Source organism: Naasia sp. SYSU D00057, assembly GCF_017916505.1.
Taxonomy (GTDB): Bacteria; Actinomycetota; Actinomycetes; order Actinomycetales; family Microbacteriaceae; genus Naasia.
Genome location: NZ_JAFMSZ010000001.1, coordinates 207,333 through 221,702, shown reverse-complemented (window position 1 = coordinate 221,702; position 14,370 = coordinate 207,333). Strand labels below are relative to the sequence as shown.

15 protein-coding genes are annotated in these 14,370 nt (G+C 72.7%); 11 read left to right on the top strand and 4 right to left on the bottom strand.

Annotated features, from left to right (window positions below; all coding sequences use genetic code 11):
- The first annotated feature begins 82 nt into the window (after positions 1–82).
- The 9 genes from J3P36_RS01090 to J3P36_RS01050 all read left to right on the top strand — a co-directional run bounded on the left by J3P36_RS01090 (position 83) and on the right by J3P36_RS01050 (position 11,314).
- Positions 83–694 carry a DUF4956 domain-containing protein gene (locus J3P36_RS01090; protein WP_210505418.1) on the top strand — a complete coding sequence of 204 codons (612 nt, stop codon included), beginning with the start codon at positions 83–85 and terminating at the stop codon, positions 692–694.
- Positions 691–1,458: a polyphosphate polymerase domain-containing protein gene (locus J3P36_RS01085; protein ID WP_307806911.1), complete on the top strand. Its 768-nt coding sequence runs from the start codon at positions 691–693 to the stop codon at positions 1,456–1,458. Before J3P36_RS01090 ends, J3P36_RS01085 begins: the two co-directional genes overlap by 4 nt.
- 17 nt (positions 1,459–1,475) lie before the next feature.
- Positions 1,476–3,389 (top strand): carbohydrate-binding domain-containing protein, encoded by a 1,914-nt coding sequence (locus tag J3P36_RS01080; RefSeq protein WP_210505417.1) that lies wholly within the window; start codon positions 1,476–1,478, stop codon positions 3,387–3,389.
- Between the two features lie 140 nt (positions 3,390–3,529).
- Positions 3,530–4,684, top strand: coding sequence for a glutamate--cysteine ligase (locus tag J3P36_RS01075; RefSeq protein WP_210505416.1), 1,155 nt, complete (start codon positions 3,530–3,532; stop codon positions 4,682–4,684).
- A gap of 66 nt (positions 4,685–4,750) precedes the next feature.
- Positions 4,751–6,613, top strand: a complete 1,863-nt coding sequence (locus J3P36_RS01070) for a S9 family peptidase (RefSeq protein ID WP_210505415.1) — start codon at positions 4,751–4,753, stop codon at positions 6,611–6,613.
- 66 nt (positions 6,614–6,679) lie between these two features.
- Complete coding sequence (locus tag J3P36_RS01065) at positions 6,680–7,156, top strand: VOC family protein (RefSeq protein WP_210505414.1); 477 nt, start codon at positions 6,680–6,682, stop codon at positions 7,154–7,156.
- A gap of 46 nt (positions 7,157–7,202) precedes the next feature.
- On the top strand, positions 7,203–8,240 hold the full coding sequence (gene mgrA, locus J3P36_RS01060; protein WP_246854106.1) for an L-glyceraldehyde 3-phosphate reductase: 1,038 nt from the start codon (positions 7,203–7,205) through the stop codon (positions 8,238–8,240).
- Entirely contained in the window at positions 8,237–9,835 is a 1,599-nt protein-coding gene (locus J3P36_RS01055) for a bifunctional phosphatase PAP2/diacylglycerol kinase family protein (RefSeq protein WP_210505412.1), read from the top strand. Before mgrA ends, J3P36_RS01055 begins: the two co-directional genes overlap by 4 nt.
- A gap of 78 nt (positions 9,836–9,913) precedes the next feature.
- Positions 9,914–11,314, top strand: a complete 1,401-nt coding sequence (locus J3P36_RS01050) for an HNH endonuclease signature motif containing protein (protein WP_210505411.1) — start codon at positions 9,914–9,916, stop codon at positions 11,312–11,314.
- A gap of 74 nt (positions 11,315–11,388) precedes the next feature.
- Here J3P36_RS01050 and J3P36_RS01045 read toward each other — a convergent pair whose 3' ends face one another.
- Positions 11,389–11,610, bottom strand: coding sequence for a hypothetical protein (locus J3P36_RS01045; RefSeq protein WP_210505410.1), 222 nt, complete (start codon positions 11,608–11,610; stop codon positions 11,389–11,391).
- 169 nt (positions 11,611–11,779) lie between these two features.
- Between J3P36_RS01045 and J3P36_RS01040 the strand changes: the two genes are divergently transcribed.
- Positions 11,780–12,049 (top strand): GlsB/YeaQ/YmgE family stress response membrane protein, encoded by a 270-nt coding sequence (locus J3P36_RS01040; RefSeq protein ID WP_210505409.1) that lies wholly within the window; start codon positions 11,780–11,782, stop codon positions 12,047–12,049.
- Positions 12,050–12,125: 76 nt separating this feature from the next.
- Here the strand turns inward: J3P36_RS01040 and J3P36_RS01035 are convergent, their stop codons facing one another.
- On the bottom strand, positions 12,126–12,323 hold the full coding sequence (locus J3P36_RS01035; protein ID WP_210505408.1) for a hypothetical protein: 198 nt from the start codon (positions 12,321–12,323) through the stop codon (positions 12,126–12,128).
- 155 nt (positions 12,324–12,478) lie between these two features.
- Between J3P36_RS01035 and J3P36_RS01030 the strand changes: the two genes are divergently transcribed.
- Positions 12,479–13,492, top strand: coding sequence for an isopenicillin N synthase family dioxygenase (locus J3P36_RS01030; protein ID WP_374100708.1), 1,014 nt, complete (start codon positions 12,479–12,481; stop codon positions 13,490–13,492).
- Between the two features lie 72 nt (positions 13,493–13,564).
- On the opposite strand, the gene J3P36_RS01025 is transcribed toward J3P36_RS01030, so the two are convergent.
- Positions 13,565–13,846, bottom strand: coding sequence for a hypothetical protein (locus J3P36_RS01025; RefSeq protein WP_210505406.1), 282 nt, complete (start codon positions 13,844–13,846; stop codon positions 13,565–13,567).
- Between the two features lie 121 nt (positions 13,847–13,967).
- Positions 13,968–14,369, bottom strand: a complete 402-nt coding sequence (locus J3P36_RS01020; RefSeq protein ID WP_210505405.1) for a VOC family protein — start codon at positions 14,367–14,369, stop codon at positions 13,968–13,970.
- Position 14,370 lies beyond the last annotated feature (1 nt).

The following is a 14,370-nucleotide window of genomic DNA, read 5'->3' as shown; positions in this document are numbered from 1 at the left end:
GCGGAGCATCGGAGGCGCATAGGGGCCGCATAGCGGCGCAGGGCGGAATGGGAGTCCGCTTCACCTCACGGAGGAACTCCCCATGCCGCACGCCGTTCTTCTCGCGCTCGACCTGGTCGCGATCGGCCTCCTCACCTTCGGCCTCTACTTCCCGCGCCACCGGCGCCGCGACCTGGTGGTCGCCTACCTCTGCGTCAACGTCGGCGTCCTCGCCGTCGCCACCGTGCTCACCGAGAGCGCGGTCGCGGTCGGGCTGGGGCTCGGCCTGTTCGGCGTCCTGTCGATCATCCGGCTGCGCTCCACCGAGCTGACGCAGAGCGAGGTCGCCTACTACTTCGCCTCCCTCGCGCTCGGACTCCTCGCCGGCATCGGCACCGCCGACTGGCCGACGTACGCGCTCATCGCCCTCCTCGTCGTCGTGATGTACGTCGGCGACCACCCCCTCCTGTTCCGCCGCTACCGGGAGCAGACGGTCACTCTCGACAGGGCCGTCGCCGATGAGGCGGAGCTCACCGAGGTCCTCGAGCTCACCCTCGGCGGGCGGATCCACCGGGTGCGTGTTCAGGACCTCGATCTGGTCAACGACACCACTCTCGTCACCGTCCGCTACGAGACGGGCGGACGGACGCGCGCCGACCGGCTCCCGCAGCGCCTTGCGGCGAGCGCGGCTCTCGCATCGGCGGTCCGCTCGTGACCGCGGCGCTCGAGTCCGCGCTCGCCGGGATGGCCGCCATCTCGCTGGACGAGCTCGTCGCCCAGGCCGCCCTGCAGACCCGCGTCGACCGCAAGTACCTGCTGCCGCGCGCCGAGCTCGAGGACCTCCTCGCGGGCCTGCCGGCGGACGCGCTCGTGCTCGACGAGGACGGGCTGCGCTCCTTCGACTACGAGTCCGTCTACTTCGACACCCCCGACCTGGACAGCTACCTGGCCGCCGCCCGTAAGCGCCGTCGCCGGTACAAGATCCGCACCCGCTGCTACCTCGACTCGGGCGACTGCTTCCTCGAGGTGAAGACGCGCGGCGGCCGCAGCGTGACCGTGAAGGACCGCGTCCCCTACGACGCGGAGGCGCGCGACGAGCTGACCGCGGAGGGGCTCGAGCACACCGACACGATCCTCGCCGAGGCCGGCATCGACCGGCCCGACGCCCCGCTCGAGCCGACGCTCGTCACCCGGTACGCCCGCAGCACCGTGTTCCTGCCCGCCGCCGGTGCGCGGGCCACGGTCGACCGCGACCTGGAGTGGATCACCCCGGCCGGCACCGTCCTCCGCACCCCGGAGCTCGCGATCGTCGAGTCCAAGTCCGGGTCCGCCCCGTCGCCGATGGACCGCCTCCTCTGGCGGCACGGCCACCGGCCCGACGGCATCTCCAAGTACGGCGTCGGCCTCGCCGCCCTCCGCCCCGACCTCCCCGCCAACAAGTGGTCCCGCGTGCTCCGCCGCCACTTCACCCCGGCCTGAACCAGGAAGACGAACCCATGACGAAGACCCCCTCCGCCGCCCACCGCACGGACGATGCGGACGCGTTCCGCCGCAGAAGGGACGATCCGCGCGTCCCGGCGCGCCGCCGGCGGCTCCTCCTGCTGCCGTTCCCGTTCGTGCTCGGCGCCGCCGTGCTCGCCGGCTGCGCGACGACCAGCTCGGCGTCCGACGCGACCTCCGGCGCGAGCACCACGGAGACGAGCTACGACGTGAGCGCGGACACGACCGCAGCCGACGTCCTCGCCGCGAACGACGAGGACCACGACGACGAGTCCGACTACGAGGAGAGCGAGGCCGACGCCGTGAGCATCACGCTCGAGGGCGACACCGCGACCGCCGACGGTTCCGGCGTCGAGGTCGACGGCAGCACCGTGACGATCACCGCCGCCGGCACCTACGAGCTGAGCGGCACACTGACCGACGGCCAGGTGGTGGTCAGCAGTGCCGGCGACGGCGTCGTGCGCCTCGTGCTCGACGGCGTGGAGCTCTCCAGCTCGTCCACCTCGCCACTGGTCGTACAGGAGGCGGACGAGGCGATGATCGTCCTCGCCGACGGCAGCGAGAACACCCTCAGCGACACCTCGACCTACTCCGAGGACAGCACCGTCGACGCGGCGCTGTTCAGCGAGGCCGACCTGACTATCACCGGCGACGGCGCCCTCACCGTGACCGGCAACGGCGGCGACGGCATCACGAGCGAGGACGGCCTCGTCGTCGACTCCGGCGACATCACCGTGACGGCGGCCGATGACGGCATCCGCGGCAAGGACTACCTCGTCGTGAACGGCGGGAACCTCACGGTCGACGCCGGAGGAGACGGCCTCAAGTCGGACGACGAGGAGGACGAGACCCGCGGCTACATCTCCATCACCGGCGGCACGCTCGACGTCACCGCGGACGGCGACGGCCTCCAGGCGCAGACGGACCTCGTCGTCACCGGAGGCACCGTCGACGTCACCGCCGGCGGCGGGAGCGGCGCCGCGCTCGCCGACGACGCATCGGCGAAGGGCCTCGAGGGCGACGTCTACGTCGTCGTGGGCGGCGGGGATGTCACCGTCGACGCCGCGGACGACGGGCTGCATTCGAACGGCGCCGTGTCGATCGGCGACGGCACCGTGACGGTGTCCTCGGGCGACGACGGTGTCCACGCCGACACGGCCCTCGCGATCAGCGCCGGCACGGTCGACGTCCTCACCTCGCACGAGGGGCTGGAGAGCGCGGCGATCACCGTCTCCGGCGGCACGACGACGGTCCACGCGTGGGACGACGGGGTCAACGCCGCGGGCGGCACGAGCACCGAGTCGGCGGACGGCATGGGAGCGGGCGGCATGGGCGGCGGCGCCATGGAGGCGGGCGACTACACCGCCACCGTGTCCGGAGGCACCCTGGTCCTCTTCGCGGACGGCGACGGCTTCGACTCGAACGGCACCGCATCGATCACCGGCGGCACCGTCGTCGTCAACGGCCCCGAGGGGTCGGGCAACGGCGCGCTCGACGTGAACGGCGACTTCACCATCTCCGGCGGCACGATGCTCGCGGCCGGCAGCTCGGGCATGGCGGTCGCGCCGAGCACCGAGTCCGCCCAGGCCTCGGTCATGGCGAACCTCTCGACCGCGGAGCCGGCCGGCACGGTCGTCCATCTCGTCGCGTCCGACGGCACCGTCGTCGCGTCCTACGAGTCGGCGAAGTCGTTCTCGTCGGTCGTCTTCTCCTCGCCGGACATCGTCGCGGGGGAGGAGTACACCGTCCACGTCGGCGGCGCCGTCTCCGGCACCGGGGTCGGCGGGTACTACGCGAGCGGCAGCGCCGACGGCGCGACGGAGGCCGCCACGGCGACGGCAGGCGAGTACACGAACTCGGAGATGGGCGGCCCGGGCGCCGGATTCGGCGGCGAGCGCCCCGCCCGCTGAGCGGCACGCGCGGGTCGTACGGACAAGTCGCGACGGTCTACCGGTGCGAGTTGTCCGCACCACCCGCGCGACGCCGCTCGTGAACACCGTGTTACCGGCAGCTGACATGCGCGACATCCGGCCCTCGTAGACTGCGCCGCATGACGGCGGAGCTGACCCTGGGCGCGGAGGAGGAGCTCCATCTCCTCGACCGTGCGAGCGGCAAGCTGGCGGCGCGGGCACCGCAGCTGCTGGCCCGACTGCCGGAGGACAGCTACTCGGCGGAGCTGCAGCGGACCACCGTCGAGACGAACACCGCCGTGGTCGACTCGCTCGACGGCCTCCGCACCGAGCTGCTGCGGCTGCGCGGCGGCGTGGTCGCGGCGGCCGAGCCGGAGGGCGTCGGGATCGCCGCCGTGGGCACCGCGCCGCGGTCCGCGATCGCCGACTTCGAGCTGACGGACAGCGGGCGCTACGGGCGGATGCAGGAGCAGTACCGCCTGCTCGTCGACGAGCAGCTGATCTGCGGACTCCAGATCCACGTCGGGGTGTCCGACCGCGACCTCGCGGTGGAGATCATGCAGCGGGTGTCGCGGCAGCTGCCCGTGCTCCTCGCCCTGTCGGCCAGCTCGCCGTACTGGAACGGCCACGACACCGGGTACGCGAGCATCCGGTCGATGATCTGGCAGCGCTGGCCGACCTGCGGCGCCACCGGCCCCCTCGCGTCCGCGGCCGAGTACGACGCCCTCGTGGACGACCTCATCTCCTCGGGCGTCATCGCGGACTCGAAGATGGCCTACTTCGACGTCCGCCCGTCCGCGCACGCGCCGACCCTCGAGCTGAGGGTGTGCGACGGCTGCCCGATCGTCGACGACGCCGTCCTCATCGCGGGTCTGTTCCGCGCTGCCGTGCGGGCGGCCGAGCAGGATGTCGAGGCCGGTCTCCCGTTCGTGCCCGAGCCCGTGCCGCTGCACCGGGCGGCGATGTGGCGGGCGGCGCGCAGCGGATTGTCCGGCGACCTGCTCGACGGCAACATCCGTCCCCGATCCGTGCCCGCCGGCGACGCCGTCCGCGCGCTGGTGTCGTCACTCCGGCCCCAGCTCGAGGAGCTCGGGGACTGGGTGCAGGTGCGCGACCTCGCCTCCGCGACTCTCGCCCGGGGCACCTCGGCCGACCGGCAGCGGGCGGCGTTCGCGCAGCGCGACAGCCTCGACGACGTCGTCGACCTCGTGGTGCGGGAGACGCAGGGGCTCGGCGGCGCCGGCACCTGGATGCTGGGCGAGGAGGGCGACGCCGATGTGCGGGCGGGCCGGTGAGGGGAGCGTCCGCGATCGCCCCGGATGCGGATCCGGCACATCCGGGACCCACGGCGAGGCCCGCTGATGGGTGAATCGGTCGCGGCGGACCTCCGGCTGCCCGTCGAGGACGCCATCCGGCTCGGCCAGGAGCTGACCGAGGCGTGGGCGTGCTGGAGCCCCACCATGACCCGCGACGCGTCCCGGGTCGCGTACATCAGCGACCGGTCCGGCGTCCCCGAGCTGTGGGTGCAGGACCTCGACACGCGGCCGACCCCCGCGACGCGCGTTCCGCTCACGCAGGACCCGGTTCTCGCCGTCGAGTGGTCGGCGGACGGCGCCTGGCTCGCCTGCTCGGTGGCGACGGACGGGGGAGTGCGCACCCAGGTCTGGGTGGTGCGCCCGGACGGCAGCGACGCGCGCCTGCTCGCGGGCGGCCGCGACGTGCACGCCGAGCTCGGCCCTTGGACCCGCAGCGGGCACCGCGTCGTCGTCATGGTCCCCTCGACGCATCCGGCGGAGCCGACCGTCGCCTACCTCGCGGATCCGGCGACCGGGGAGCTCGGCCGACTCGCGGTCGGCGAACTCATCCACGTGCTCGACCTGTCGATCGAGGAGCGTCTCGCGGTGATGCGGGACGGCCCACGGGGGCACGAGTTCTGCACGGTCGTCGATCGGCTGGATGACGTCGACCACCGCCTCCTGCCGCCCGATCACACCGGCTCGACCGACGTCGCGTTCGTGCGGCACGCGCCGAAGGGCGACCCGCACCCCGCCTTCGCCTACCTCGTGACCGATGCGGGACGCGCTCGCCGCGAGCTGGTGGCCGCGCCGCTCGCCCCCGAGGGCGACCACGCACCGCCCTACACGCTCGCCGCCCGCAGCGACGCCGAGCTCGAGGACCTCGACGCCGACGACGAGGGCGCGCTCCTCCTGCTGCTCTGGAACGTGGCGGGTCGCAGCGAGCTCGAGCTGCTGCGGACGGAGACGAACGAGCGGATCGCCGTGCCCGGCCTGCCGGGAGCCGTCGCGTCGAAGCCCGTGCTCAGTCGCGACGGCTCGTGCGTCGTCGTGACCGTCGACGGGCCGGAGCGGCCGGCGGGCCTGTGGCGGCTCGACGTCGCGACGCTCACCTGGACGGCCGTCACCGAGACCCCGCCGCTGCCCGACGCGCCTCTGGTCCGGCCGTCGCTCGAGACCTTCCACGGCGCGGACGGCCTCGAGCTGACCGGCTGGCTGTACCGGGCGCCGGGGTCCGAGGAGCGCGGCCCCGCCGCACTGTGGCTGCACGGCGGACCGGAGGATCAGGAGCGCCCCGACTTCAGCCCGCAGCACCAGGCGCTCGCCGCAGCCGGCATCACGGTGTTCGCGCCGAACATCCGCGGCTCCAGCGGCTTCGGGCGCGAGTTCGTGCATGCGGACGACGTCGAGAAGCGCTTCGACGCGTTCGCCGACGTCCTCGCCGCGCGGGCGCATCTCATCGCGCTCGGGGTCGCGGATGCCGGCCGCATCGCCGTCACCGGCCGCTCCTACGGCGGCTACCTGACCCTGGCCGCGCTCGCCTTCGACCCGGGCGCCTTCGCCGCGGGCGTCGACGTCTGCGGCATGTCCGACCTGCGGACGTTCTACCGCGACACCGAGCCGTGGATCGCCTCCGCCGCGTTCCCGAAGTACGGCCACCCGGAGCACGATGCGGCGCTGCTCGAGGAGCTCTCCCCGCTCAGGGAGGCGGCGCGCATCACGGTTCCGCTGCTCGTCGTGCACGGCGAGCACGACACGAACGTGCCGATCGGGGAGGCGCACCAGCTCGTCGGTGCGCTCGAGCGCCTCGGCCGGCCGGTCGAGTACCTCGAGCTGCCGGGGGAGGGCCACGACTACCGGCGGCTCTTCTCGAGGAGGCGGCTCCTCGAGAACACCGTGCGCTTCCTGGCGGACGCGCTTCTGACCTGAGCCGGCCCTGTTGACAGCGTCCACATCGAGGGCGACAGTGGGAGCACGCCGCGAGAAAGGACGCTGATGTCCGGCAGGATCACCCCGTGCCTCTGGTTCGCCACCGATCTCGAGGAGGTGATCGCCTACTACTCCGGCATCTTCCCGGACGCGCGCCCGCTGCAGTCGCAGAGCGCCCCGGAGGGCACCCCGGGCGGCGGGGGAGGAACGCTCGTGGCCGAGCTCGAGCTCGGCGGCCAGCGCCTCATGCTGCTGGCCGGCCGTCCCGACATCCCCTTCACCGAGGCGGTCTCGCTCGTCGTGGACGCCGAGACGCAGCAGGACATCGACCGCCTCTGGGACGCGCTGACCGCGGACGGCGGAGAGCCGGGCCAGTGCGGCTGGCTGAAGGACCGGTACGGCCTCTCCTGGCAGGTGGTGCCGCCGCGGCTTCCGCAGCTGCTCGCCGACCCGGATCCCGCCGTCGCCGGCCGGGTCATGCAGGCGATGCTGCAGATGACGAAGATCGACCTGGCCGCCGTGGAGGCCGCCGCCCGCGGCTGACCTCCGCCACCGTCCTCCTGCCGGACGTCCGCTGGGCCGTGACAGGATGTCCGCTGTGAGCTTCCTCGCCGCCGACGAACGCTATGACGCCATGCCCTACCGCCGGACGGGGCGCAGCGGACTGCTGCTGCCCGCGGTCTCGCTCGGCCTCTGGCAGAACTTCGGGCACACCGTGCCGCTCGACACGCAGCGCGACATCCTGCTGCGCGCGTTCGACCTCGGCGTCACCCACATCGACCTCGCCAACAACTACGGACCCCCGTACGGCAGCGCCGAGGCCAACTTCGGCGAGCACCTGCGCCGCGACCTCCGGCCGTACCGCGACGAGCTCGTGATCTCGACGAAGGCCGGCTACGACATGTGGGAGGGCCCGTACGGCAACCACGGGTCCCGCAAGTACCTGCTCGCGAGCCTGGACCAGTCCCTCGACCGGATGGGGCTTGACTACGTCGACATCTTCTACTCGCACCGCGCCGACCCGGACACCCCCCTCGAGGAGACGATGGGCGCACTGCACACCGCTGTGGCGTCCGGCAAGGCGCTCTACGCCGGCATCTCCTCCTACTCACCGGATCGAACCCGGAGGGCGGCCGAGATCCTCGCCGACCTCGGCACGCCGCTGCTGATCCACCAGCCGTCCTACTCGATGTTCAACCGCTGGGTCGAGGACGGCCTGCTCGACACCCTGACTGACCTCGGCGTCGGCTGCATCGCCTTCTCGCCGCTCGCGCAGGGCCTCCTCACCGACCGGTACGTGTCCGGGATCCCGCGGGACTCCCGCGCGTCGCGCGAGGGCTCGATGAGCGCGGACATGATCAACGACGACACGCTCGCCGGCATCCGGGCCCTCGCCGAGATCGCGGACGGGCGTGGGCAGACGCTCGCCCAGCTCGCGATCTCGTGGGTGCTGCGGACCACCGCGGTCACCTCCGCGCTGGTCGGCGCCTCGTCCGTGCGCCAGCTGGAGTCGAACGTCGCCGCCGCGCAGAACCTCGACTTCACCGACGAGGAGCTCGAGGCCATCGACCGGCATGCCGTGGACCGCGGCATCAATCTCTGGAGCGCCTCGAGCGACGTCCGATGACGAAGCGTCCGAAGCGCCTCCGCGATCCCGGCGCCGCCCTCCGCCGGGCCCGGCTGATGCCGCGCTGGGTTCGGACGATGGACGACCGCGCCGCGGACTGGATCAACACGGGCGTCGACGACCCCCGCGTCGACCGGGGCTTCTCGCGCCTCTCACGAATCGCCGACCGCAGCCTGCTCTGGTTCGCGGTAGCCGGCGTCCTCACCCTCGCCGGGCAGCGGCGCGCCGCCGTCCGCGGCATCCTGTCGCTCGTCACGGCGAGCATGATCGGCAATCTCATCGGCAAGCAGGTGTTCGGCGGGGACCGGCCGATCCTCAAGGATGTGCCCGTCGGCCGTCGGCTCGGCAAGCACCCGACCACCCCGTCCTTCCCCTCCGGGCACTCCGCGAGCGCGGCCGCGTTCGCGACCGGAGTGGCGCTCGAGTCGCCGGCCGCGGGCGCCCTCGTCGCTCCGGTCGCCGCGGGCGTGGCCTACTCCCGGCTGCACACCGGCGCGCACTGGCTGTCCGACGTGCTCGGCGGCACCGCGCTCGGGATGGCCGTCGCCGGGGCGGGCGCGCTTCCTCGCCGACTGGTTCCGTCGCACCCGATCGGCGGCCGCGGCACCGAGATCAGCCTGCCCGCGCTCGCCGACGGCGCCGGCGTGCTGATCATCGCGAACGCGAGCTCCGGCCGGCACGTGCGCCGCCGGGACCCGCTGCGCATCATCCACCGCCGGCTGCCCCGCGCGGTCGTGCGCGTGCTCGGGAAGGGCCAGGCGCCGGAGGACGTCGTGCGCGCCGCGCTGAGCGGGCCGCATCCGCCGCAGGTGCTCGGTGTCGCGGGCGGCGACGGGACCGTGTCGGCTCTCGCCCATCTGGCGCGCCAGGTGGACCTGCCCCTCCTCGTGCTGCCGGCCGGCACCTTCAACCACTTCGCGCGGGCCGTCGGCGCGGTCACCGTCGACCAGGCGATCGACGCGCTCCAGGCAGGGGCGGGCCTCTCCGTCGACGTGGCCGAGCTCACGAGCGGGGACGGGGACCCGGTGACGGTGCTCAATGCGGCGGCGGTGGGGATCTACCCCGACTTCCTTGCCGAGCGCGACCGCTTCGAGGACCGTTGGACGAAGTGGGGCGCCTCCCTGATCGCCGCGGTGCGGATGGTGCGGACGCTCCGCCCCGTGACGGTGGCGATCGAGGGGCGGCGGGCGCGCCTCTGGTCGCTCTTCGTGTCGGTGAACCGCAACGACCCCCGACTCGTCTCGACGATGCAGCGGCGGGGTCTCGACGACCGGGTGCTCGACGTGCGCGTGCTCCATGCGAGCGGCTCGCCGATCCGCGCCGTCGCCTCGCTGATCTTCGGGCGGCGCACGAGTGCCGTCCTGCGCGCGGTGCGCCTGATGCCGCCCCGATCCCGCATCGAGGCGTTCACGACGCCGTCGCTCGACCTCACCGTGCGCGCCCGCGGCTCCGCCATCCCGCGGTTCTCGCACGACGGCGAGCTCGAGCGACCCGCACCCACGGGGGCGGAGTCGGTCCTGCTGCGCGTCCGGGTGATCCCCGGCGGTCTCCGGGTGTACAGCCTCGGCCCGGAATCGGAGGCCGACCGGGACTGATCCGGCGGGGCTTCGGCGCCTGCGGCGGGCCCTCCGCATGGGCGGGGCGATGTCGGAGGGTGGTGGTTGACTGCACGCGTGTTCGAGGACGAGGACGTCGCAGGGATCCCGGAGGATCCGCTGGGCATCTGCACGGTGGAGGACGTGCTGATGCAGCGTCTGCTCGACTCGACGTCCCCTCGCCCCGATCCACTCGATCGGCTCGAGGAGGCGAACCGCCGGGCGACCAGGTTCGCCGCGGAGCGCCTCGAGGCCCTCGACGAGCTGCGGCTCGAAGAGGAGGCGCGGAGCGGCGCGAGCTGGACCGAACCCGACGCTCTGGCGTGGCGATCGTTCCGCGCCGAGGTCGCCGCGGCGCTGCAGGTACACGAGCGCACCGCTCAGTCGATGCTCGACCTCGCCCGCCAGCTGGTCCACGTGTTCCCGGCGACCCTGGCAGCCCTGCGCTCCGCCCTGTTCACCGAGCGGCACGCGCGGATCCTGGCCGAGGAGTCCGTCGGTCTGCCCGAGGAGCTGCTCGAGACGTACGAGCAGCGCCTGCTGCCGCACGCCGAGCGGCTCGTGCCGTCCAGATTCGAGCGACTGGCCCGCACCGTTCGCGAGTCCCTCGACTCCGAGGCGAGCATCGAGCGGCATCGCGAGGCGGTCCTGCAGCGGCGCACGGCTGTCGAGCGCGCGGCGGACGGGATGGCCTGGTACGGGGCTTACCTGTCAGCGGAGGACGTGGTGGGCGCCGCCGCGGTGGTCACCGGCATCGCTCGCGGGCTCCAGCGCGACGGCGACACCCGCACCCTGGCTCAGATCGAGGCCGACGTGTTCCGCGACCTCCTGATCGACGGGTCCGGCGTCATCCCGCCTGTCGAGAGCGGGCAGCAGCCGCAGCCCAGTCCGCGCGCGCGGCGCTGCGTGGTGCCCGAGGTGTTCGTGCACATCCCGCTGCCGACCGCGCTGGGCGTCAGCGACGACCCGGCGCTGCTCGAGGGCTTCGGCGTGATCGACGCCGAGACCGCCCGTCAGCTGGCCGACACCGTGCCGGGCTGGGTCCAGGTCCTGACGGCTCCGGAAACGGGGGAGATCCGCTCCTTCGGCGGAGAGATGCGCCGGCCGCCGAAGCCGCTGAGGCGCAAGCTGCGGGTGCGCGACGAGGTGTGCCGATTCGTGGGCTGCACCCGTGCGGCGGCGTACTGCGACCTCGACCACACGGTCGCCTGGGAAGAGCACGGCACGTCGGTCGAGAACAATCTCGCGCACCTCTGTCGCGGCCACCATCGACTGAAACACGGCACACCGTGGGGCGTCATCCAGGCGCCGGTCGGCGGAACCCTCACCTGGACTTCGCCTCGGGGCAAGGTCTACCAATCCAGGTCCGCCCCGACTCTCCCGCCATCGACATGGCGGAGGCGGACGGGCGGCGCACTGCTCGTGCAGCAGGAGTGGCTCACCCCCGGGATGCAAGCGGGCGACCAGCCGCCGTTCTGACCGAGCCGTTCTGATCGATCGCGCCGGCGACGCTGTGCTCGAGCGCTGCGCCGGGCCCCGACCTCGTCGGTCCGCTAGACCTCGTTGTCGCGGCCGAGCAGGCGGGGGAGGATCGCCGGCCCCTCCGGGTCGGAGTCGCCGAGGGTGTCGTCGTTGCCCCGCTCGGAGGCGTTGGTGGTCTCGCCCGCCACGGTGCCGTCGGACTCGCCCAGCTGGTCGCCGGAGAGATCGTTCGTCTGGTCGAAGCCGTCGCCGATCTCCTGGTCAGGGAGGTGTTCGCTGCTGTTCGCGCTCATGCTCCGGAGGCTACGCCGGACCCTGCGCAGTGGTCCTCGCTTCCCAGCGGACCCACATCTTGAGCGAACCTCAGCACAATCCGGCGGTCCTGCGCAAGGGGTGTCGGCGATCTCCCAGACAGTGCAAGGCTAACCCTCGTCCGAAACCTTCACGAAAGGAAAGACAGCCGTGAGCTTTCTCGCGTTCCTCATCCTCGGCCTCATCGCCGGCGCCATCGCCAAGCTGATCCTGCCCGGACGGCAGGGCGGCGGATGGCTCGTCACGCTCCTCCTCGGAGTGGTGGGCGCGCTGCTCGGCGGATGGCTGGGCGGGCTTCTCTTCAACGCTCCGCTCGAGGACTTCTGGTCGATCCAGACCTGGATCGTCGCGATCGTCGGCGCGATCATCGTGCTGCTGATCTGGGGCCTCCTCACCGGACGCCGCAGCCGCCGGGCGTAAGCCAGCAGGGCATCCGCCCCGATGCATGCACAAGACCCTCGGCCTCCGGGCCGAGGGTCTTCCGCGTTCTCGGGGCTCAGCGGCCGAACATGCCGCCGAGACCGCCGCCGAGCTTGCCGAGCAGATCCTTCGGGTCGATCCCGAAGCGGCTCAGCAGGTCGCCGTGCTTGTCCGTGTCGACCTTGTCCGGCAGCTCACTGTCGGCCTTGGACGCCTCGTCGTGCTTGCCCTGCCCCTTGAGCAGGTCGAGGATCTGCGACTTGTCGATCTCCATGTGTCCTCCTTGAACCGGTTGTCGGCTCCTCCATCGAAACATCGGGGCGGCCCGGGAGTCAGGGGTTGACCGGTCGCGCGCGAGCGCCGGAGCCGCCCCCGGCGTTACGTAACACGGAGTCCCGCTCGGAACGGGGCTGGGAGAATCAGGCGGTGATCGATTCCCTCCCCGTCCTCGACCTCTCCCAGCTCGACGCCGGTCCCGAGGCGGCCGCCGCCTTCCGTGCGGACCTCCGCCGCGTGACTCACGAGGTCGGCTTCTTCTACCTCGTCGGCCACGGCGTCGACTCCGCGCTCATCGAGGAGGCGCTGAGTGTCTCCCGCCGGTTCTTCGAGCTGCCCGAGGCGGACAAGCTGGAGATCGAGAACGTGACGAGCCCGCAGTTCCGCGGCTACACGCGGGTGGGCGGTGAGCTGACCCACGGCGACGTGGACTGGCGCGAGCAGATCGACCTCGGCGTCGACCGGGAGCCGGTGCCGGCGGGGGAGGGCGTTCCCGACTACTGGCGGCTCGAGGGCCCCAACCTGTATCCGAGCGCGCTGCCCGAGCTGAAGCCGACATTCGAGCGTTGGAACGAGGAGCTCGGCGCCGTCGCGCTGCGGCTGCTGCGCACGTGGGCGGCCGCGCTGGGCGCCCCCGAGGACGCGTTCGACGCGGCGTTCGCGGAGCGTCCGTTCTCCGCGATCAAGGTGGTCCGCTACCCGGGTCGCTCGGGGGAGTCGGAGCAGGGCGTCGGCGCCCACCGCGACGGGGGAGTCCTCACCCTCCTGCTCGTCGAGCCGGGCAAGGGCGGCCTCCAGGTGGAGCACGAGGGTGCGTGGATCGAGGCGCCGGCCCTCGAGAACGCGTTCGTCGTGAACATCGGCGAGATGCTCGAGCTCGCCACGGACGGCTACCTGAAGGCGACCCTGCACCGGGTGGTGTCGCCTCCGGCGGGGACCGACCGGATCTCGATCCCGTTCTTCTTCAACCCCGCCCTCGACACGGCGATGCCGCGCATCGAGCTGCCGTCCGACCTCGCCGCCGAGGCCCGCGGCCTCTCGGTGGACCCGACCAACAGCCCGATCCTCGAGGTGTACGGCGAGAACGCGCTCCGCTACCGGCTGCGCGCGCACCCGAACGTGGCGGAGGCGCAGCACGCCGACCTGCTGGCGGCACGCGCCCGCTGACCGCCGCCGGTCCTCTCCGTCGACAGGCGCCCTCTTCGCCAGTTGCCTGTCGGCGGCGCCTCTGAGGATGGGTCAGGCGCGGGTGGCGGCCTCGCGGTGTCGCACCTGCAGGTTGTCGACGGTCAGAGTGCCGATTCGCAGCTCGCGGATGACCGCCTTGCGGATGGCCAGCCGCCACACGGCGACCGCGCCCAGAGCGACCGCCCCGAGGGCGGTCGCGGCGATTGCGAGCGCGGCGACGGCCGTCGGCCCGAGGCTGGTCGCCCCGGTGGCCTCGGCTCCGGTCGCTCTCGCCCCGAGTGCCCGAGCCGCGATCGCCCGCGCCGGGAGATGGACTGCCTGTGAACGCTGCATCGCGCACCTCCGTCGTGTCGCCGCAAGGCTAGGGACGCTTCTCGCGGGCGTCCAGCGCCGGAGGGCCCTCCGCATCTTGAGGGACAGAAACCCGCCGGGGGGCAGTCCTCGGACGACGGGTTCAGGCGGACTCGGCGATGCGGATGGTGTTGCCGGACGGGTCGCGGAACGCGCAGTCGCGGGGGCCCCACGGCTGCTTTCTCGGCTCCTGGAGGACCTCGGCGCCGGACGCCTCGAGGCGCTGGAAGAGGCCGTCCAGCTCGTCGGTGCGGAAGACGAGGATCGGCAGCGAACCCTTGGTGAGGAGCTCCTGGAGCGCGTCGCCGTCCGCCTGGGAGCGGCCGGCGTGCGGCACCGAGAGGACGATCTCGGGTCCGGAGCCACCGTCGCCGAGCGTCACCCAGCGGAAGCCGCCGGATGCCACGTCGTTGCGGACCTCCAGGCCGAGGCCGTCCCGGTAGAACGGGATCGACTCGTCGACGTCAGTGACGGTGACGTTCGTGTACTGCAGGGAGATGGCCATG